This is a genomic window from Chitinophaga tropicalis (assembly GCF_009758205.1).
GTDB lineage: Bacteria > Bacteroidota > Bacteroidia > Chitinophagales > Chitinophagaceae > Chitinophaga > Chitinophaga tropicalis.
Map to the genome: position 1 here is coordinate 67134 of NZ_WRXN01000017.1, position 21281 is coordinate 88414.

Sequence of the window (21281 nt, forward strand, 5' to 3'; positions counted from 1 at the left end):
ATACCGGTATACAGCAAGGAATTAGCAGTGGCCAAATAGCAAAAAATTACAAAAAAAAATCGGCAAAAAAAATTTGGCTAATACAAAAAACTGTTAAAACTTTACGCAAAAGAAATACGCTAAAGACTTAAGTGAACCTATTATGAAATCAAAATCTGATAACGAAAAAGAGACCAAAAAGACGAGTTCTCCGAAAACGCCTAAAGCCGCGCCTAAAGCTGCTAGTAAGCCAAAGAAAGAAGAGGAGGACGATGATGATGAGGATGAGGAGGAAACTCCCCGTAAGTCTGCTGCTTCAAAAAAATCAGATAAGCCGGCCTCAAAGTCAAAGAAGAAAAATGACGATGACGATGACCTGGATGATGACGAGGATGATGATCTGGAAGATGATGATGATAGTTGGGGAAAAAGTGATGATGAGGATTACGATCCTGATTTCGAAGAGTTTGACATGCCTAAACCTAAGAGCAAACGCGGTCGTCCCGGCAAGAAAAGCGCTGATGACGATGACGATCTGGGAATAGATGACGAATTCAAAGATATGGGCCTGTTTAACGACAGGGGCGGGTTTGATGATGATGACGATGATTTCTAAGAATTAAAAAGTAACGTTATCAGGACATTTCACCATTTCCCGGTTAATGATCCAAAGTTATTTAAACAGCAAATGTTGAATTGGGGTAACCAGTTCAACATTTGTTGTTTTTTGGACAATAATAATTACGCTTCCTCCTACCACCAAAACGAAGCTATACTGGCAGCAGACGCACTGGACACACTTTCCTGCAATGCAGGAAATGCCTTTCCTGCCCTGCAACAGTTTCATGATCAGCATCGTGACTGGCTCTTTGGTCACCTCGCATACGATCTCAAAAACGAGACCTTTCCCATCCTTCACTCAGATAATAAAGACGGACTTCATTTTCCCGATCTGTTCTTCTTCAGGCCCCGTGTTGTCATGCTCCTGCAACAGGACCATGTAAAGATAGGCGGATGGAACATGGATGCTGCAGATGCAGAGAAAGTATATACGCAATGTATCTCCCTCACTTCACAGGTTGTACCACATACTCCCATAGGAGCACTGAACGCTCATCTTGACAGGCAGCAATACCTCCATGCAGTGAAACAACTGCAATGGCATATTCACAGAGGAGATTGTTATGAAGTGAATTTCTGCAGAGAGAATTTTATTGAAGATATTAACGTACACCCACTGACGTTATTCAGCAGACTGAATGCATTATCACCTTCTCCGTTTGCCGCTTACTACCGTGCAGATCACCTGTACATGGCATGTTCCAGTCCTGAACGTTTCATGCAGAAAAAAGGACCGCTGGTCATCTCACAACCTATTAAAGGTACTATCCGCCGGGACGCTGATGCCGCCACCGATGCACTGCGGCGTGAAGAGCTGTTCCGTAACAGTAAAGAGCGTGCAGAGAATGTGATGGTGGTAGACCTGGTCAGGAATGACCTGGCGCATACTGCTACAAGAGGTAGTGTACAGGTGGCAGAGCTGTTTGGCATTTACTCTTTTGCACAGGTGCATCATATGATATCTACAGTAACGGCTACGCCTGACCCGGCATTACCATTCACAGAAGTGATCAGGCAGGCATTCCCTATGGGCTCTATGACAGGGGCACCTAAACTGCGCGTGCTGCAATTGATAGAAGAATATGAGCAATCCCGCCGGGGTCTTTTTTCCGGCGCATTAGGATATATTACGCCTGAAGCTGATTTTGATTTTAATGTTGTGATACGCAGCATTCTGTATAATGCTGGTCGTAAATATCTCTCTTTCCAGACCGGTTCGGCCATTACTTCCTATGCAGACCCGGAAAGGGAATGGGAAGAATGCCTCCTGAAAGCCGAGGCTATGAAAAAGATACTGGAGAGTAAGGAATAGGCAACTATTATCAGGATTTGAATAGTTTTTCCATGGCCGATTTAATATCAGGGTAAGAGAATACGAACCCCGTTCCCTGGATCTTTGCAGATGAGGCCCTGCAACTTTTCAATACTTCAATACTCATTTCCCCCATTGCCAGTTTTAAGGCAAAAGCAGGTACATATACGGGCAGGAAACTCTTGCCTTTGGCCGCCTGCGCCATGGTAAGCACCAGCTCTTTGTGCTTTACTTCCTGCGGTGCTACAGCGTTATAAATACCTTCCAGGTCATGATTTACAATGGCGCTCAGGTAGATCCTGACAAGATCATGAAGATGGATCCAGCTTACATATTGTTCACCGCTGCCCAGGATAGTGGCAAAACCGAACTGCAGCGGTTTATAAAACTCTTTTAATGCGCCGCCTTCCCTGCTAAGAGCCAGACCGGTACGGAGAATAACTACCTTTTTGCCCAGCTGCCGGATTTTCAGCACGCTGTTCTCCCAGGCAAGGCATGTAGTGCCCAGGAAATCTTCAGCAGGCGGGTCATTTTCGGTGAACGGGCGACCCTGGTCCGGGCCATAGAACCCGATACCGGAAGCGCTGATCACTTTTTTAACCTTATTCGGATATTTTTCCAGCGATGTATACAATAGTTCCGCACTTTGAGTACGGCTGTTCAGGATCTCCTTTTTACGTGAAGAGGACCAACGTTTATCCGCTACATTGGCGCCTGCCAGGTGTACAATATAATCAGCCTCTCCGATAGCTTTCTCATCAATCGATTGCCTGTTTATATCCCAGTGGGCATAGCTTACCAACCCATTATCAGAAGAGCGGCCGGGATTCCGGCTCAGGATAATGACCTTATATCCAACCTCAGTGAGCAATTGTGTAAGCGCCCGGCCTATCAGGCCTGTACCGCCGGTAATTAACACGCTGTCCATATGCATAAAAGTACGTAATTGCTGAGCAATCTCAATACAAAAACGAAGGCGTAAGTGAATGGTGGTAATCTGTAATTGCTTATTTTTAACGTAGGTTTGGCCGCAAAGGGGAAAATGTCTCCACGTTTCTGTTGATATTTACAATGAATGACAGCAATTTACCGTTAAATCTATATCCTTGAACTTGCAACCTTTTAAATTATAGATAATGCGCGTTTTATATCTCTATGCTTTACTGGTTCTGTGGAGCGGGGCATTGATGGCCCAGAAGATCTCCTATTCGGAGCCGGAAAGGGACGATTACAAAAGCACGGAATTTGAGATCATTGGTAAGGTATCTTCCAACATCCTGGTGTATAAAAGTGACAAAGGCGATTATGTCGTTTCTGTATACGATAACGCCATGCAGCTGAAGGAAAGGGTAAAACTGGACTTCCTGCCAAGAAAACTCATCAGTGCTGATTTTGTAGCTTATCCTGATAAAGTATTCATGCTGTACCAGTTTCAGCGCAAAGACGCTGTTTACAGCTTCTGTGCCACTATGGACGGGAACGGCCATTTTACAGAAGCTCCCATCATGGTAGACTCTACCAGGATAGGTTTTTATTCCAAAGAGAATAAAGTGTATTCTGTAGAGTATTCAGAAGACAAGAGCAAGATACTGGTGTACAAGATCAACCAGGATAAGGAGAACGATAATGTGTTCTATACCTTCCTGTATGACAGTGCCTTTCAGCTGATCAACAACAGCAGGGTATCACTGCCCATGGAATCAAAGAAGTCCTTCCTCAGTAACTTCAACCTGTCTAACGAAGGGGACCTCATTTTCAATAAACTGGAACGCACCAACAACCGCGACTATATAGTAAGCGGCAGCCTGGTAATCAAAAAAGCAGCAGTAGATTCCTTCGAGACAGTACCTATGCAACTGAAATCCCAGTTGCTGGACGAAGTGAAAATGAAACTGGATAACAATAACCATCGTGCACTCGTTACCGCTTTCTATTACAAACAGAAAAGGGGCAACGTAGAAGGGCTGTATGTTACCAAATATGACTATGCCCAGAAACAACAGCTGTACGAAAAGGAAGTAGTTTTTACACCTGAGCTGAAAGGTAATGCCAGGGGAGAATCCAGCACCAACGCGGCATTTAATGATTACTTCATCAAACGTATCATCAATACCAAAGACGGTGGTTTCATCCTGACCGCAGAATCGTTCTACACCACTTCCCGGTACCAGCCATGGAACAGGTGGAATTATATGTATGGTCCCTACGGCATGTATACACCATATTACTATTCCCCGTATTCTCCTTTTTACTACAATCCCTGGTATAATAATTATAATTCACAGAACCGTTACCATTATGACAACGTAGCTGTGATGAACCTGGATAATGAAGGCAATCTGCTGTGGACCAACTTCGTACATAAAAGCCAGTACGATGATGGTTCTGATCTTTACCTCTCTTTCATGATGGTGAACATCGGCAGTGAACTGCGTTTCCTGTATAATGAACTGGACCGCAGGAATTATATGCTGACAGATAACAGCGTAGAACCTGACGGACATAGCAGCCGTAAACCTACCCTTCGTAACCTGGATAAGGGCTTTACCTGGATGCCCCGTTATGGTAAGCAGATAAGCGCCCGTTCTGCACTGATACCCTGTGTATACAGGAATTATATCTGCTTTGCCAAAATAGATTTCTGATCCTTCCAATATTAAGTCTATAAACCAAAGACCTCTATCTGCGGTTTATAGACTTAAACCCAATACCTACTATGAAATACCTTTACCTATGTGTTTGCTTCCTGCTGCTTGGAAGCGTAATCAGTTGTGTGGTACAATACTTCAACCAGAAAACAGACTCCCGCAAAGTAGCCGCCTACACGAGCCTTGTTCAGAGAGGAAAAGAGACCGTTGCAGAATACGCTCCCGAGTATAAAGAGACTACCGTTACAGTAATGAAGGTGCCGGTTAAGACTTACACTATGACCTACAGCTTTACTGTAAGCGGGCGCCGTTACCAGGGAGAACGCGTGTTGCATGAACCTCCTTCCAGCCTGACCACTAAAGTCTGGTACGACCCACAGGATCCATCTGTGTTTTCAACTGACCCGAAGGCTTCCCTGAAGCAGGAGCAGGAAAGGGGCACTTCCAAAACAGTATTGTGGGTAGCTGGTTTTTTGGCCTTTATGTCACTCGGAGCATACGGGAAATATGATGATCTTAAAAAGAAAGGTTAACATAAAAAAAGGCGGTAGTAACACTACCGCCTTTTTATTAGCATTTTTTAACTCTATTACTCAAATACGTAACTAGTCGTAATATATATGTATGATTTATAGTAAAGTGGGCATTTATTTTAAAGTTGGATATAAAATCTTGCAGATTTTTGTTAGTTTAAAGGTATCAACCGCTCTCTAATATATAAAAAGCCAACATTATTAAAAGTTTGAATGTATATAACGAGGCTGACCTGATCGCATTATTACAATCCGGCGATATGGAAGCTTATGCATGCATTTATAACGAATATTGGACTAAATTATATGCCTACGTCTACAATCGTCTGAAAATAAAAGAGGTAACGGAAGAGATCATACAGGACGTATTTTTCTCTCTCTGGACACGCCGTGAAGAGCTGCAGTTAGATCATTCCCTTTCAGCTTACCTGTATTCAGCTGTTAAATACCAGATGTTCAACTACATAAAAGCTGATAAAGTACGGAAGACCTATGCCAGCTCTTTTGCGCGTTTTGATAAAGCGGCTGAAGATAACTCCAGCCAGGAATATATTGATTGTGTAGACCTGGCCAATGCAGTAGAAAAAGAAGTATCCCGCCTGCCCGAAAAATGCCAGCAGGTATACCGGATGAGCCGTCACCAGCACCAATCTATACAGGACATTGCGGCCACATTGAACATTTCCCATAAGACCGTGGAAAACCATCTTACCAAAGCCCTGAAACATCTTCGCCTTGCATTCAGGGAATATTTCTGGTTCCTGTAAAAAAATTTCTCTTCAGGATAGGTGTTTGCCCTTTCTCAGTTTACTTATATATAGAAGCACGTTGCTGACATACACTAAAACAAGCCGCAGACACAGATGGACCAGAAAGAATTTAACATCTTACTTGATAAATACGCTAAAGGGCTGCTCAATAAGCAGGAAGCAGAGCGCCTGGAATTGTGGCTGGACTCCCTGGAAGATAAATCAGCATTCAGTACTATTCCGGAAGAAGAACTGAATGCCTCTAAGACTGCCATGTTTGAACGGCTTACAGCGCGCATCAATAATGTTCCTCAAAAGAAGACGCCTGTATACAGGATGTGGCCATTCAGGATAGCTGCTGCTGTAGCAATACTGGTTATAGCCGGTTTCATATGCCGTGAAAGTGTTCTGAACATAGTAGCACCGCATAGAACAACTTATGCGGTAAGCGTGAAAGGCCGTGTAACTAAACAGATACTTTCAGATGGTACCATCGTGTGGCTGAAAGGCAACAGCCGGCTTGCCTTTCCGGCAAAGTTCGGCAACGGGAAACGAGAAGTAACGCTGGAAGGAGAAGCCTTGTTTGAAGTAGCAAAAGACGAAAAGCATCCGTTCAGGATCTATTGCGGAACACTGACTACTACAGTGCTGGGTACCAGCTTTAATATCTGCGATACAGGAGAAGAGATTGCCGTATCTGTGCTAACGGGCAAAGTGTCTGTAACATCAGATAAAACCAGGCAACGCATTATTAATGCTGACGAAAGCATAGTATACTCTGAAACTGATGCTACCGTAAAACAGGCGCATCCTACACAAACAGCTGTTCACGAATTTACGAAAGGTACTGAATATGATATGGCGTTCAATGACGCCGGCATGGCTGAAGTGATACAAAGAATAGAAAAGAAATTTGAAGTAAATATCAACCTGGAAGATACCGCTATACTGAAAAGCCTTATAACAGCGGACATGACAGACCAATCTTTAGAGAACACAATGGGAATGATAGGCCAGGCGCTCAGTCTGGATGTAGAAATCAAAGGAAGGACCGTTGTACTGCAACCAAAAAAATAAATTAGAACATGAACAGGTATTCAACCAAAATCAGAAGTATCACACTTAAAAGAAGTTGCCTATGAGGAGAGTAAACACCATACAGAAAAGCAGGAGGTGACAGCCTCCCGCTGAGAATTGATAGCCCTTTCTATCACCGCGTGACAGCGCGGTAAGGGAATTCCTTTGTCTTATTCAACCAGAAATCTAACAAAGAAACGAGGTCTATGTATATAAATGTAAAGACAAATGCTTTTATTACAAAATTAGTCACTATCTCCGCCTGTTGCACCGCCTGGCTGTTCTTCTCGGCCATGACAAACAATATAGGTGCAGCGTTTTCACAAGGTATCCTTAATCGTAAAATTTCGCTGCAGGCAGACGATGTAAGCCTGAAAATGGCGTTGAACCAGATCAGCAGCAAGGCTGATGTTAAGTTCGTTTACAGCTCCAATCACATTGCTATGGACAAAAAAGTGACAGCCATTGCAAAGCAGGAAGAGCTGGGTAAAGTACTGGATAAGGTACTGGGTACACTGGACATAAACTTTGTAGTGAACGATGGTTTTATTATCCTGAAGGATAACAGTGAACAGAATAATATTAACAGCCTGTCTAAAGCTATAGCTCCGGCAGCAGATACCATCATCAAAGGAAAAGTATTAAGTGAGAACGGTGAGCCCTTCCCTGGTTCCACTATCGTAGAGAAAGGCACCAGTAATGGCGTGACCTCAGGCGGTGATGGTTCTTTTACATTAAAAGTTAAACAGGGCGCTACATTGGTGATCACTGCAATTGGCTACCATGTAACAGAGATAAATGCTGCAGATGCCGGTACTATCCGCCTGAAAGCTGCCGTAAAACAACTGCATGATATTGTGGTTACTGCTGCAGGTATTGCACGTCAGAAGAACAGCCTGGGTTATTCCGTCAGCACTGTATCGTCAGATAAGCTGGCGCAGAAATCCGAACCGGACCCGGTACGTGCGCTGACAGGGAAAGTAGCCGGTGTGAATATACAGTCCGCCGGTGGTGTGGCGGGTGGTGGCACCAACATCACCATCCGTGGTAACTCATCTTTAAATGGTAATAATCAGCCGCTGTTTGTAGTGGATGGAGTACCTTTTGATAACTCCACTTTTGCAAATGTAGGCGCTTCTACTGTTGGCGGGGTAGGTGTAACCAACCGTGCCTTCGATCTTGATCCTAACAACATCCAGAGCATGACAGTGCTCAAAGGCGCAGCAGCGGCCGCTCTGTATGGATCCAGGGCGGCCAATGGCGCCATCATCATTACCACAAAAGCAGGTAAGAAGAAAAGCCGCAAAGGCACAGAGATCACGTACAACACTTCTTATGCAATAGAAGAAGTGGCAGGCCTGCCGGAGTACCAGACCCGCTATGGACAAGGTACCAACAACGATTACAGGCAGGGCGTATATGCTTCCTGGGGGCAACCCTTTGAAGGTGTAAAGAGCATGCTGCCCACCCGCTCTACCATTCCTCATCAGCTTACACGGCAGTTCAGTTCTGCAATATTCCCTGAGTTTTACGAGGCTGATGGTGTGACTCCCATCCAGGTGCCTTACCGGTCTTATGCAAAAGAGAATGCGAAGAATTTCTTCAGAACAGGGAGTGTATATGAGAACGCCATCACCATCTCTTCAGGTAGCGAGAAAGGTAATTTCAACGCGGGTATTTCCAATACAGACAACAAAGGTGTGGTGCCGGGCAATGAGATCAAACGTACTTCTGTTAATATCGGCGGTAACATCAGACTGGATAATAAGATCTATGCCAGCGGCTCTATCAACTACGTGACTACCCGTCAGAAAACACCCCCTGTTGGCGGTCTGACCGGCTCTATCATGTCCACGCTCATGTATGTGCCCACCAGCTATGATCTTACACGATACCCATATGAGAACCCGGTAGATGGTAGTAACGTATACGACTATACAGGTGTTGATAACCCTTACTGGTCTGTTAAGCATAGTCCAAGCAAAAGTGATGTAGACCGTTACTATGGTAATCTCATCGTAGGATTTGATCCTTTCCCCTGGCTGAATGTACAGAATACCGTAGGTTTCAATGCCTACACAGACAGGAGAATGAGCGTACGTGGTAAAGGCTCTTCTTCCTATTCCAATGGCAGTATCACTACTGATAATATTTACCGGCAGGAGCTGGACAACACCCTGTTGCTGACAGCTACACATGCCATTCGCCCGGATCTCTCCATCCGCGCTATTGTGGGTAATAATGTGAACCAGCGTTTTACTGACAGGAAAGCTTTCTATGGAGATAATATCATTGTAGCTGACCTGCATGATATGAACAATACCAGCTCCATAACAGGCGTACAGCTAACCAACAACAGGAACCTGCTGAAGCAACGCTATTATGCCTTCTTCACAGACATCACACTGGACTATAAGAACTTTGCTTCATTGAACCTGGTAGGCCGTAATGACGTTTCTTCCACTCTGCCTGCTAACAACCGCAGTTATTTCTATGGTGGGGTGAACGGCTCTTTGGTATTCACAGAGGCGCTCCGCCTGCCTAAAGAAATACTGAACTTTGGTAAAATAAGGGCCGGTTATACCAGGGTGGGAAATGAAGCATCTCCTTACCAGACCGCCAACTTCTACCAGATCAATGCCATACTGGGTGGCAATGCCACGCCTTCCAATGTGGGATTGCCTTTCACACCTGCAGGCGGTACCGTCTACAACATTGTAACAAAATCCAACCTGCTTACCAATGCCAATCTGAAGCCGGAGTTTATCACTGAACTTGAACTGGGCGCTGAATTACAGTTCCTGCACAACCGTATAGGCATAGACCTGACCTATTATAACAAACGCAGTACTTCACAGATATTTGAAGTGACCGCTGCACCGTCTTCCGGTTATACTACGCAGATACTGAACCTGGGAGAGGCTACCAACAAGGGGATAGAGATAGGTTTTAACGCTGCTCCCATACAGACAAACAATGGATTTAACTGGGATATCAACGCCAACTTTACACGCAACAGGAACATGATCAAAGACCTGGGTGGCTATGAAAGCTTTAGCTATGGCGGTACCAATGGCACCAGCAGTGTACATATTGTTGGCCATCCATATGGCCTGATACAGGGTACTGCTTATGCCCGTGACGAAGAAGGTAATATCCTGATAGATCCCAGCTCAGGTAAACCGCTGGTATCAGGTGCATTGAAAGCTATTGGTAATCCGAACCCGGACTTCATACTGGGTATAAGTAATACTTTCCGTTTCAGAAACCTGTCACTTAACGTACTGTTTGATTGGAAACAGGGTGGCCAGATGTATTCCAACACCGTAGGACAGATGATGTCACGGGGAGTAACCAGGGATACCGAAGAACGCGAGTTCCAGATCGTTTCTCCCGGTGTAATGGGAGATATCAGCACGCTGACAGCATTGCGTGATGAGAACGGGAATAAGATACCTAATAATGTAGCCATCTCTTACGAAGATCATTTCTTTAACAGCGGGATGGGACCAGGTGGAGTAAATGAAGGCTCTGTCTTTGATGCAACTGTTTTCAGGCTGCGGGAGATATCATTGGCCTTTGACTTCCCTAAAAGCTTCCTGGGTAATACGCCTTTCGGATCTGCTACCATCTCACTGTCCGGCCGCAACCTCTGGTACAATGCACCGAACTTTCCGAAGTATTCCAACTTTGATCCTGAAGTAAGCTCATTGGGTGTGGGCAACTCACAAGGATATGATAACCTCTCCGTACCAACTACGAAGAGATTTGGCGTCAACTTAAGGTGTTCCTTCTGATTTAACCAATCTGAATCATTATGAAGTCTAAATACATTGCATATACGTTACTGATCTCCGGTGTAACATTTATTACCGGCGCCTGCAACAAGTTTGTAGATATCAATACAGACCCGAACAACCCGACTACTGCTCAACTGGCATTGCTGTTGCCATCTACAGAAGTTTCCATGGGTGCCAACATGTATGAGTTGAACAGCGGTACATCCACTTTCATGCAGCATACAGTTTCCAATGCAGACCTTAGCCGGTATCAGCAACAGGGTACCAGCTTTGATGAGAGCTGGGACGGATTTTACAGTCAGACCTTAAGCGATCTGCAGGATATCATAGCCAATGGCACAGCTTCCGGCGAGTGGGGCTATGTAGCCATAGCCAAGCTGGAAAAGGCTTACCTGGTAAGTATGATGGTAGATATGTGGGGAGACATTCCTTACTTCGATGCAGAGAAAGGGGAGGAAGCAGTAAGTCCTGGTCTTAATGGCGGACGGGAGATCTATGAAGATGTGCTGACACTTATAGACAGCGCTATTGAAGATGCAGGTAAAATAAACACAGCCACACTTGTGCCCGCATCGGCAGACATGATCTACAATGGCGTCAAGGCTTCCTGGTTAAGCATGGCCAACTCCCTGAAGCTGAAACTCTATAACCAGCTCAGGCTGGTAGATCCGGCCCGCTCCCTGGCTGCCATACAGACGCTGATTAACAATCCTTCTACCCTGATAGGGGGAACAACGAATACTAACGCTACCGACTATACATTTAAATTCGGTTCTGCGCAGAACCCTAACAACCGTCATCCATGGCACCGTTCAGAGTACCAGTCTGCCAAGAACTTCTACATGTGCCAGTCCTTCATGGACCTGCTGTTCAACAATGACGATCCCCGTCTGCGGTATTTCATTTATCGTCAGAATGCTACTGCCGGATTGAACAACTCCACCAACAGTAATGGTTATTATGGCCGTAACCCAGGCGATGGTACTGCTGCTCCGGCTGATCTGAACAGGCGTTCCACCTTTGGTGTTTACCCGGCAGGCGGTTTATATGACAATGCCAGCATCAACAATATTCCGGCTACTTACAGTTACCTGACCAACGCAGGAGCTACTTCCAGCCTCAAGGTAGTAGGAACTGCAGATGGTACAGGCGCTGGTCTGATACCGCTTATCACCAATGCTATGGTAAAGCTGATCCGTGCAGAAGCTGCTATGACTTTGAATACAGGAGATGATGCAAGACAGAATTTCAGTGATGGTGTTACTGCCCATCTTAATAGTGTAAGTGTCTTTGGTGCTTCAAATGGGGGAGCGGCTCTGTCGTCTGCTACCATCACCGGTTTTGTGAATAAGCTGCTGGCAGCATATGATGCCGCAGATGATGCCGGCAAACTGAATATGATCATGACGCAGAAGTATATTGCCTGTTATGGCAATGGTATGGAAGCATATACTGACTACAGAAGGACCGGATTGCCCGTGTTACGCACACCTTTATCACCCCTGAACACCTTTCCCCTCCGCCTGTATTATTCGCAGACGGAGCTATCTGCCAATACCAGCCTGGGAGAAGACGTAAGTGCGTTACAGATTGCACAGCAGACTACACCGGTTTTCTGGGACAAATAACCGTAGTAAAACAAAATATTTATGATGAAGCGTTTAATAGTTGCTATACTGATCATATCACTCGGAATACCTTCCTGTAAAAAAGCAAATTATGAATGGGAGGATTACCAGTACACCGCAGTACCGGTTGTTACAATAGATACTACCAAAACAGCATTGCCTACACGGCAGGCGGGCAAGGTGGCTTTCTTTAACCTGAAAGGCCCTGATGTAGCCAGCCAGGAGTTTGCATTTTCATTGGACTGGCAAGGGTTTAATAAAGCAAGCGTTACTTCCATTGAAGTATATACCAGTTATAACAAGGCAGAGTCCAGCGTACCTGCTTATCCGCTGGTGATCTCTTCTCCCGGCAACCAGTATACCAATATTGCACAGTTCCCGCTGCCCAGCATTGTTGGCACAAAGGATAAGCTGTATGAGACAGTAACTACTTTCCCTAAGGCTTATTCTTTTACTGCGGCTGAACTGGCTGCCCTGAATAATGTTAATTTATCAGCGGTAGCTGTGAATGACTATTTTCTTTTTAAGTTTATACTCAACCTGAGCGATGGCCGCCGGATAGTTACCTTTTTTAACAACATCTGTGACGAGTCCCGCGGAGAACCTGGCGATTGCAGGGTAGGCGTACGTTTCAAGAATCAATAGTTCCGTTAGTAAACATCCTATAATGAGCAAGATCAGAAAAGTAACACTATCATTCTCTCTGATGACCGCAAGCCTGGGCCTTCTGGCCCAGGACCGGCCTGCCGGGAATGCAGATAAAAAGTACCTGGCAGAGATAACAGCATTAAAAGAGCAGGTAATAGTAAAGAAGGCCTTTCAGACCATCGTTGACCTGGACCCGCAAACCTTAAGTGATCATCTTCTGCTTACTGAAATACCAGCGCCTCCATACAAGGAAATGGTAAGGGCAAAAAAATACGCAGAGATGCTGAAAGCCGCCGGCGCAGATACCGTATGGATCGATAATGTTGGTAATGTAATAGCCCGTCGTAAAGGTAAAGGAGGTGGTAAGAAAACAGTTGTGCTGGAAGGGCACCTGGACACTGTATTTCCTGAAGGTACTGACGTGACAGTGAAGCACAGGGGAGATACCTTATATGCTCCCGGCATAGCTGACGATACAAGAGCGCTGGCAGTTGTGCTGACTGTGCTGAAGGCAATGGAGAAGCACAGTATTGAAACAGAGGCAGACGTATTGTTCATTGGCACAGTAGGTGAAGAAGGACAGGGCGACCTGAGAGGAGTTAAGAACCTTTTCAGCAATAAAGGCCCCGGAAAGATAGATACTTACATCGCAGTAGATGGATGGCGCCGTGAGCACATTACCCATCGCGCGCTGGGCTCACATCGCTACCGTGTTACTTTCAAAGGACCAGGCGGCCATTCTTCCGGTGCTTTCGGACTGGGCAACCCGCATAATGCCCTGGGGCGTGCTATTCATTACTGGTCTGTAGCTGCAGATTCTTTCAGTCGTGTACCTGGTGCAAGAGTTACCTATAATGTTGGGGTGATAGGTGGTGGTACTTCTGTCAACTCTATTCCCTTTGAATCATGGATGGAAGTGGACATGCGTTCTGAAAACCCTGAAAGGGTAGCCGGTATTGATAAATTATTGCAGGACGCTGTACAGCGTGCGCTGGCAGAAGAGAATAAAATGAAACGTGCCGGTGCTGATCTGACTGTAGATGTAAAGCTGATAGGCGACCGTCCGCCGGGTGCCCTGGACCCTTCATTGCCACTGATACAGCGCGCTATAGCCGCTATTCAGCTGGGTGGTGATACCGCATCCCTGAGAGTAGGTTCTACTAATTCCAATATTCCTATTTCAAAGAATATTCCCGCTATCACTATCGGTACAGGCGGTCAGGGGGGGAATGCACATGCGCTGGACGAATGGTGGATGAACGATAAGGGATACCTGGGTGTACAGGAAGCTTTACTGATCTTACTGGCTGAAGCCGGTATAGCAAAATAAAGACGATTCATGAAAAGAAAATTCTACGGCATACTGGGACTGTTGATAGCATATCTGTCAGCTACCCATGCGCAAACGGTACCATCGCCCAAAGAACATTTCGGCTTTAATATTGGCGACGATTATCAACTGGCTACATATACGCAGACAGAAGCCTATTTTAAGAAACTGGCGGAATCAGATCGCGCTGAACTGGTAGATATTGGTTTAACAGAAGAAGGCAGGCATCAATATATGCTGATCGTTTCCAGCCCGGAGAACCTGCAGAAACTATCCCGCTATAAAGAAATATCCCGGCAACTGGCGCATGCTACTGGACTTACAGACGAAACGGCGCGTCAGCTGGCAGCTGAGGGTAAAGCTGTGGTATGGATAGATGGCGGATTGCATGCAACAGAGACAGTAGGTACACACCAGCTTATAGAAACAATGTGGCAACTGGTAAGTCGCACGGATGCTGAAACAATGGAGATACTGAAGAACGATATTATCCTGCTTACACATGCCAATCCTGACGGACAGGAGCTTGTTTCTAACTGGTACATGCGCTTTGCAGATACGAAGAAGCGTGCATTAAATATTCCCCGCCTTTATGAGAAATATGTAGGGCATGATAACAATCGTGATTTCTACATGATGAACATGAAGGAAAGTCAGAATATCAGTCGCCAGTTATTTGTAGAATGGATCCCGCAGATCATGTACAACCACCACCAGCGTGGTCCTGCTGGCTCTGTATTGGCAGGCCCTCCGTATCGCGATCCTTTCAACTATGTGTTTGACCCGCTGATAGTGACCAGCATAGATGCAGTAGGCGCTGCTATGAATAACCGTCTGAACGTGGAAGGTAAACCCGGTTATACACAGCGCCAGGGATCTACTTTTTCCACCTGGTGGAATGGAGGCCTGCGTACAACACCTTACTTTCATAACATGATAGGGTTGCTTACAGAGATCATTGGCGGACCTACGCCTGAAACAGTGCCTCTGGTACCAGATCGGTTGATCCCTAAAGGATCTACGCCTAACCCGGTGGCTCCGCAGATGTGGCATTTCAGGCAGTCTATCGATTATTCCGTATCGCTGAATTACGCAGTATTGGATTATGCTGCCCGTTACAGAACTGAACTGCTGTATAACATCTATAAGATGGGTAAGAATGCTATTGAACGTGGCAGTGCAGACCACTGGACATTCTATCCCCGTTATATTGATGCTATCAGTAAAGCGCATAAATTGGATAAAGCAAAGGACACCGCCAAAGAAGAGAATGAAGATGGAGAGTTTGCTTTTGGTAAAGAAGATACTATCGCATCAAAATATTATACCAGTGTGATGCAGGACCCTGCTTATCGTGATGCACGTGCATATGTGATCTCTTCCAGCCAGGCGGACTTTCCTACAGCTGTAAAGTTCATCAATGCGCTGAGCCGTTCCGGTATAGCTATTCACAAAGCCACGGCTGCATTTGCCGTTAACGGAAAGCAATATCCTGCCGGTTCCTATGTGGTGAAAACGGCGCAGGCTTTCCGTCCGCATGTGATAGATATGTTTGAACCGCAGGACCATCCCAATGATTTTCAGTATGCCGGCGGCCCTCCTATCCGTCCATACGATGCCGCAGGCTGGACGCTGGCTTATCAGATGGGCGTACAGTTTGACCGTATCCTGGATGTGGTGGACGGCCCTTTCACACAGATACCATATGGACAGATAGAAACGCCTCCGGCTACTTCACTACCTGTTGCTAAGAAAGGCTACCTGATCAGCGCTACCGTAAATAATGCTTTCATTACCGTGAATGACCTGCTGGCAGCTGGCGTAAAGGTATCGCGTACACCCAATGGTACTTTTTATGTGCCGGCCGGCTCCAAAGCTCGGGCTATTCTTACGAAGGCTGTAACAGAACTGGGTATTACGGTAGAAAGTGCAGACAATGTGCCCGGTCAGCTAAAAGCTCTGGCTCCCCTGAGAATAGGCATCTGGAATACTTACGGAGGCTCTATTCCTGCCGGTTGGCTGAGCTGGCTGATGGAGCAGTACCATTATTCCTATAAGATGCTCTATTCCCGGGAAGTGGATAAAGGAGATCTGAAGAAGAAATATGACCTGCTGATCTTTGTAGGTGGTGCTATTCCTGATACGGGTAAACCTAAGAAAGATAATTTTCCGTTTGGTAAACCACCCAAACCGGAAGACCTGACAGACGAGTTTAAACCCTGGCTGGGCAGGATCAGTAAAGATACTTCCATCCCTCAGCTGAAAGCGTTCCTTGAATCAGGAGGAAAGATCGTTACCATCGGTTCCAGCACCAACCTTGCTTATCATCTGAAACTTCCTGTGGAGAATGCTTTAACAGAGAAGAACAGCAAGGGAGAGATCAAACCTTTGCCCGGTACCAAATACTATATTCCCGGCAGCCTGCTCATTGCAGACCTGGATACCACCGCTGTAGAGAACTGGGGTATGAAGGCAAAGAACGATGTCTACTTTGAGAAAAGCCCTGTGTTCAGATTTACTGCCGATACAGCAGGAACAGGTATCCGTAAACTGATATGGTTCTCTACAGCCACGCCGTTGCATAGTGGCTGGGCCTGGGGACAAAGCTACCTGAAAGACGGCATTGCTGCTTTTTCAGTTCCTGTGGGAGCCGGTAAATTGTATGCCTTTGGACCGGAGATCACTTTCCGCGGACAATCACACAGTACATTCAAATTGTTGTTCAATCAATTATACAAATGAGAAGACTGATACTATCTGCCTGTTGTTGTTTACCATTGATGGCAACAGCACAGAATAAAGATAAGAAGGCTATTATGGCCAGCCTGGACCAGCAGGCGCCTGTATATTCCGGTATTGCCAAAAAGATCTGGCAGTTTGCAGAAGTGGGGTACCAGGAAGAGAAGAGCTCAGCATTACTGCAAAGCACATTACAGCAGGAAGGGTTTACTGTAAAGGCAGGTATTGCCGGTATTCCCACTGCCTTTATTGCCAGTTATGGCAGTGGAGAGCCTGTGATAGGCATCCTTGCTGAATATGATGCCTTGCCGGGACTGTCGCAGACAGAAGATCCGGAGCAGAAAGCTGTTGTACCAGGAGGTGCAGGGCATGGTTGTGGCCATAACCTGTTTGGAACAGCATCTGTAGCGGCGGGCATCAGTGTGAAGAACTGGATGAAGGCCCATAATATAAAAGGTACGCTGCGTGTATATGGTTGTCCGGCAGAAGAAGGAGGTTCCGGTAAAGTATATATGGTAAGGGAAGGATTGTTCAATGATGTTACTGCCGTGCTGCACTGGCATCCGGGCAATGACAACTCTGCCGGTATCGCTCCCTGGATGGCTAACAAGAATGCCAAGTTCCGTTTTTACGGTGCAGCGTCACATGCTGCAGGGGCTCCGGAAAAGGGACGTTCAGCATTGGACGGAGTGGAAGCGATGGATTATATGGTGAACATGATGCGGGAACATGTACCCCAGGACACGCGTATCCATTATGTGATCACCAAAGGAGGGGATGCCCCCAACGTAGTGCCTGCTTTTGCAGAGGTGTATTACTATGTGCGTCATCCTGACATGCAGGTGGTGAAAGATGTATGGGAAAGGGTGGTGAAGGCAGCAGAAGGCGCTGCATTGGGTACCGGCACCCGTATGCAGTATGAAGTGATAGGCGGTGTATATAATATGCTGCCCAATGAGACCTTGTCCAGGATGGTAGACAGTAACCTGCATATAGTAGGAGGATTTACTTACACAGCTGCAGAAAGGGAATTTGCAAAGAAGATACAGTCTACCTATGTGGATAAATCTCATATCCCGGATATAGACAAATCAACATCAACTGTACAGCCTTTTGTTATTGAAACATCTGGTGGCATTGGGTCTTCTGATGTGGCAGATGTGAGTTGGGTGGCGCCTACCGCTGGTATGTCTGCCGCTACGTTTGTACCCGGATCTTCCGGCCATAGCTGGCAGAACGTTGCTGCCGCAGGTTCTACAATCGGCGCAAAAGGTATGATGGTAGCAGCCAAAACACTGGCGCTGACAGCGTATGATCTGTTTAACAGTCCGCAGACATTGCAGGCTGCAAAAGCAGAACTGAAACAAAGACAAGGCCCGTCATTCAAGTATGAGGCTATGCTGGGCAGCCGCGCGCCGGCATTGGATTACCGTAAAAAATAATGCTTATGAGAAAATGTTTACCCGGCTGGCTGCTTATCGTAGCCATGCTTTATAACCCATTGTGTGCTGCCCAGACAGTACCTTCCCCTAAACAGCATTTTGGTTTTAATATAGGTGACGACTATCAGCTGGCCACCTATACACAAACCGCTGCTTACTTTCAGAAGCTGGCAGGTGCCTCTGACAGGGTAAAACTGACGGATATAGGACTGACGGAAGAAGGAAGGCATCAGTATATGCTGGTGATCTCATCTCCTGAAAATATCAAAAAACTGGAGCATTATAAACAGATATCGCAACAGCTGGCGCGCGCAGAAGGGCTGACAGAAACACAGGCGCGTGCAATGGCTATGGAGGGTAAGGCTGTAGTATGGATAGATGGCGGTTTGCATGCCACTGAAGTAGTAGGTACACATCAGCTGATAGAAACTGCCTGGCAGCTCATTAGCCGGAATGATCCTGAAACCATGCGTATCCTGGACAACGTGATAGTGCTGATGACGCATGCCAATCCTGACGGACAGGAGCTTGTAACCAACTGGTACATGCGTAATGCAGACACGCTGAAAAGAAGTACAGAACAACTGCCGGTATTATACCAGAAGTATATAGGGCACGATAATAACCGTGACTTCTATATCATGAACATGAAGGAAAGCGCCAATATGGGAAGACAACTTTTCCTTGAATGGATGCCACAGATCATGTACAATCATCACCAACGGGGGCCGGAAGGTTCTGTACTGGCAGGACCTCCGTACCGCGATCCTTTCAACTATTTCTTCGATCCTTTAATGATAACCGGTATTGACGCGCTGGGCGCCGCCATGTATAACAGGCTGAATGTAGAAGACAAACCCGGTTATACACGTCTTAATGGTTCAAGCTTTTCTACATGGTATAACGGAGGTCTGCGCACTACCACACAGTATCATAATATGATCGGGTTGCTGACGGAGATTATTGGTAATCCTACCCCGGAAAAGATACCGGTAGTGCCGCAAAGGCTTATACCTAACGGAGCCACGCCAAATCCTGTAACACCGCAGGCGGACTGGCGTTTCCGCCGGTCTATCGATTATTCTGTGTCATTGAACTATGCAGTGCTGGATTATGCTGCCCGTCAGCGGGATGAAGTGCTGTTCAATATCTATAAGATGGGTAAGAACGCTATAGACAAAGGGAATAAAGATACCTGGACACTATCGCCCAGTCGTGCAGCAGCTATCACTGCTGCTTATAAAAAAGGGGAGAATGATACCACTAAAGATGATGGCAGCGACCCTTATGGCTGGATGAAACGCGGTAGTAATATTTCTATGAATTATTACAATGCAGTATACAAAGCACCTGAAGGAAGAGACCCGAGAGGATACGTCCTTTCTTCTGCCCAGCCCGATTTTGGTACTGTTACAAGGTTCATCAATGCCCTGATCAAAGCGGGAATTGCCGTGCAGAAAGCTACTGAGCCATTTACCGTAGCAGGTAAATCATACCCGGCCAATTCTTATATTGTAAGGACCAACCAGGCTTTCCGGCCGCATGTGCTGGATATGTTTGAACCGCAGGACCATCCCAATGACTTCCAGTATCCAGGTGGGCCTCCCGTTCATCCATACGATGCTGCCGGCTGGACATTGGCTTACCAGATGGGCGTACAGTTTGACCGCGTGCTGGACGATTTTAGCGGCCCGTTCAGAAAGCTTACCTATGGCGAGCTGGAAATACCATTGAAGGCCGCTTTTACACCAGCAACCAGTGGCGGCTATCTGTTAAGTGCACACGAAAATAATGCTTTCATAACTGTGAATGACCTGCTGAAGGTCGGGGTAAAAGTGTATCGCCTGCCGGAAGGTACAGCCGGAGCAGTACCAGGTGCTTTTTATGTACCTGCGGGTACGGTGGCCAATGGTATATTGCAGAATGCCGCTGTACAATGGGGCGTTACAATCACGCAAGGTGGTAAATTACCGAAAAAGGCAAAGCAGGTATCTGCCTCCCGCATTGCACTGTGGGACAGCTATGGAGGGTCCATGCCATCCGGCTGGATACGCTGGATGATGGAACAGTATCACTTCCCGTTCAACGTAATCTATTCCGGGGATATTGATTCTGCTGATCTGAAGAAACAATACGACGTAATTATTTTTGTAGGCAGAGCCATTCCGCCGGTATCAGGAGAAGAACCTAACCGCTGGGGCTGGAGACAGGCTCCTCCCAAATCAGAAGAAATACCAGAGCAGTATCGCCGTATGTTAGGAAAGATCACAAAAGACACTTCTATCCCAAAACTGAAAGCTTTCCTGGAAGCAGGAGGTGCTATCATAACTATAGGCAGCAGCACCAACCTGGCTTATCACCTGGAATTGCCGGTAAGCAATGCATTGGTGGAAAATGAAAAGCCATTGCCGGGTACTAAATACTTTATACCAGGCAGTATCCTGCAGGTGGCATTTGATAGTACGTTGAGTGCTGCATGGGGAATGCCGGCCATCGGAGATGTAAACTTCGATAACAGCCCCGTATTTAAACTGGGTAGTAATGCTGCGGAAAAAGGCATAAAGCCTATAGCGTGGTTCACCACAGATAAACCCCTGCGCAGTGGCTGGGCATGGGGCCAGGCTTATCTTAAGGATGGTATAGCTGCGTTTGCAGCACCTGTGGGAAAAGGTACTTTATATGCCTACGGACCGGAAATAACTTTCAGGGCGCAATCACATGGTACTTTCAAGCTATTGTTTAATGACCTCTACAATTTAAAATAGATAAAGACTA

At 46.3% G+C, this 21281-nt stretch carries 14 protein-coding genes; 13 read left to right on the forward strand and 1 reads right to left on the reverse strand.

All coding sequences use genetic code 11. The features are described from left to right. The first annotated feature begins 142 nt into the window (after positions 1-142). Positions 143-595 carry a hypothetical protein gene (locus tag GO493_RS26960; protein ID WP_157309346.1) on the forward strand — a complete coding sequence of 151 codons (453 nt, stop codon included), beginning with the start codon at positions 143-145 and terminating at the stop codon, positions 593-595. Between the two features lie 111 nt (positions 596-706). Continuing rightward, a complete protein-coding gene (locus GO493_RS26965) occupies positions 707-1912 on the forward strand; it encodes an anthranilate synthase component I family protein (RefSeq protein ID WP_232539128.1) in 1206 nt (401 codons plus the stop codon). A gap of 10 nt (positions 1913-1922) precedes the next feature. Here the strand turns inward: GO493_RS26965 and GO493_RS26970 are convergent, their stop codons facing one another. Then, complete coding sequence (locus tag GO493_RS26970; RefSeq protein ID WP_157309348.1) at positions 1923-2840, reverse strand: TIGR01777 family oxidoreductase; 918 nt, start codon at positions 2838-2840, stop codon at positions 1923-1925. A gap of 208 nt (positions 2841-3048) precedes the next feature. On the opposite strand from GO493_RS26970, the gene GO493_RS26975 reads away from it, so the two are divergent. The 11 genes from GO493_RS26975 to GO493_RS27025 all read left to right on the forward strand — a co-directional run bounded on the left by GO493_RS26975 (position 3049) and on the right by GO493_RS27025 (position 21271). After that, a complete protein-coding gene (locus tag GO493_RS26975) occupies positions 3049-4557 on the forward strand; it encodes a hypothetical protein (protein WP_157309349.1) in 1509 nt (502 codons plus the stop codon). A 71-nt stretch (positions 4558-4628) separates the two neighbouring features. Further along, complete coding sequence (locus GO493_RS26980) at positions 4629-5093, forward strand: hypothetical protein (protein ID WP_157309350.1); 465 nt, start codon at positions 4629-4631, stop codon at positions 5091-5093. Between the two features lie 209 nt (positions 5094-5302). Continuing rightward, the gene (locus tag GO493_RS26985; RefSeq protein WP_157309351.1) at positions 5303-5860 is read left to right on the forward strand and encodes an RNA polymerase sigma-70 factor; all 558 of its coding nucleotides are present in this window, start codon (positions 5303-5305) and stop codon (positions 5858-5860) included. Positions 5861-5956: 96 nt separating this feature from the next. Continuing rightward, complete coding sequence (locus tag GO493_RS26990; protein WP_157309352.1) at positions 5957-6919, forward strand: FecR family protein; 963 nt, start codon at positions 5957-5959, stop codon at positions 6917-6919. Between the two features lie 206 nt (positions 6920-7125). Next, positions 7126-10716, forward strand: a complete 3591-nt coding sequence (locus GO493_RS26995; RefSeq protein ID WP_157309353.1) for a SusC/RagA family TonB-linked outer membrane protein — start codon at positions 7126-7128, stop codon at positions 10714-10716. A 20-nt stretch (positions 10717-10736) separates the two neighbouring features. Beyond that, a complete protein-coding gene (locus GO493_RS27000; RefSeq protein ID WP_157309354.1) occupies positions 10737-12347 on the forward strand; it encodes a SusD/RagB family nutrient-binding outer membrane lipoprotein in 1611 nt (536 codons plus the stop codon). Positions 12348-12368: 21 nt separating this feature from the next. Next, on the forward strand, positions 12369-12992 hold the full coding sequence (locus GO493_RS27005) for a hypothetical protein (RefSeq protein ID WP_232539129.1): 624 nt from the start codon (positions 12369-12371) through the stop codon (positions 12990-12992). A 22-nt stretch (positions 12993-13014) separates the two neighbouring features. After that, positions 13015-14325 carry a M20/M25/M40 family metallo-hydrolase gene (locus GO493_RS27010; RefSeq protein WP_157309355.1) on the forward strand — a complete coding sequence of 437 codons (1311 nt, stop codon included), beginning with the start codon at positions 13015-13017 and terminating at the stop codon, positions 14323-14325. A gap of 9 nt (positions 14326-14334) precedes the next feature. Beyond that, complete coding sequence (locus GO493_RS27015; RefSeq protein WP_157309356.1) at positions 14335-17067, forward strand: M14 family metallopeptidase; 2733 nt, start codon at positions 14335-14337, stop codon at positions 17065-17067. Continuing rightward, positions 17064-18506: an amidohydrolase gene (locus GO493_RS27020; protein WP_157309357.1), complete on the forward strand. Its 1443-nt coding sequence runs from the start codon at positions 17064-17066 to the stop codon at positions 18504-18506. The genes GO493_RS27015 and GO493_RS27020 overlap by 4 nt, the downstream gene beginning before the upstream one ends. A 5-nt stretch (positions 18507-18511) precedes the next feature. Next, the gene (locus GO493_RS27025; protein ID WP_157309358.1) at positions 18512-21271 is read left to right on the forward strand and encodes a M14 family metallopeptidase; all 2760 of its coding nucleotides are present in this window, start codon (positions 18512-18514) and stop codon (positions 21269-21271) included. The last annotated feature ends 10 nt before the right edge of the window (positions 21272-21281 follow it).

Excerpts from the sequence above, each read along its gene's own strand:
- GO493_RS26980 (WP_157309350.1), top strand. The coding sequence starts at position 4,629 with ATGAAATACCTTTACCTATGTGTTTGCTTCCTGCTGCTTGGAAGCGTA.
- GO493_RS26960 (WP_157309346.1), top strand. The coding sequence starts at position 143 with ATGAAATCAAAATCTGATAACGAAAAAGAGACCAAAAAGACGAGTTCT.
- GO493_RS27025 (WP_157309358.1), top strand. The coding sequence starts at position 18,512 with ATGAGAAAATGTTTACCCGGCTGGCTGCTTATCGTAGCCATGCTTTAT.
- GO493_RS27010 (WP_157309355.1), top strand. The coding sequence starts at position 13,015 with ATGAGCAAGATCAGAAAAGTAACACTATCATTCTCTCTGATGACCGCA.
- GO493_RS27015 (WP_157309356.1), top strand. The coding sequence starts at position 14,335 with ATGAAAAGAAAATTCTACGGCATACTGGGACTGTTGATAGCATATCTG.
- GO493_RS26970 (WP_157309348.1), bottom strand. The coding sequence starts at position 2,840 with ATGGACAGCGTGTTAATTACCGGCGGTACAGGCCTGATAGGCCGGGCG.
- GO493_RS27020 (WP_157309357.1), top strand. The coding sequence starts at position 17,064 with ATGAGAAGACTGATACTATCTGCCTGTTGTTGTTTACCATTGATGGCA.
- GO493_RS26990 (WP_157309352.1), top strand. The coding sequence starts at position 5,957 with ATGGACCAGAAAGAATTTAACATCTTACTTGATAAATACGCTAAAGGG.
- GO493_RS27005 (WP_232539129.1), top strand. The coding sequence starts at position 12,369 with ATGATGAAGCGTTTAATAGTTGCTATACTGATCATATCACTCGGAATA.
- GO493_RS27000 (WP_157309354.1), top strand. The coding sequence starts at position 10,737 with ATGAAGTCTAAATACATTGCATATACGTTACTGATCTCCGGTGTAACA.
- GO493_RS26995 (WP_157309353.1), top strand. The coding sequence starts at position 7,126 with ATGTATATAAATGTAAAGACAAATGCTTTTATTACAAAATTAGTCACT.
- GO493_RS26975 (WP_157309349.1), top strand. The coding sequence starts at position 3,049 with ATGCGCGTTTTATATCTCTATGCTTTACTGGTTCTGTGGAGCGGGGCA.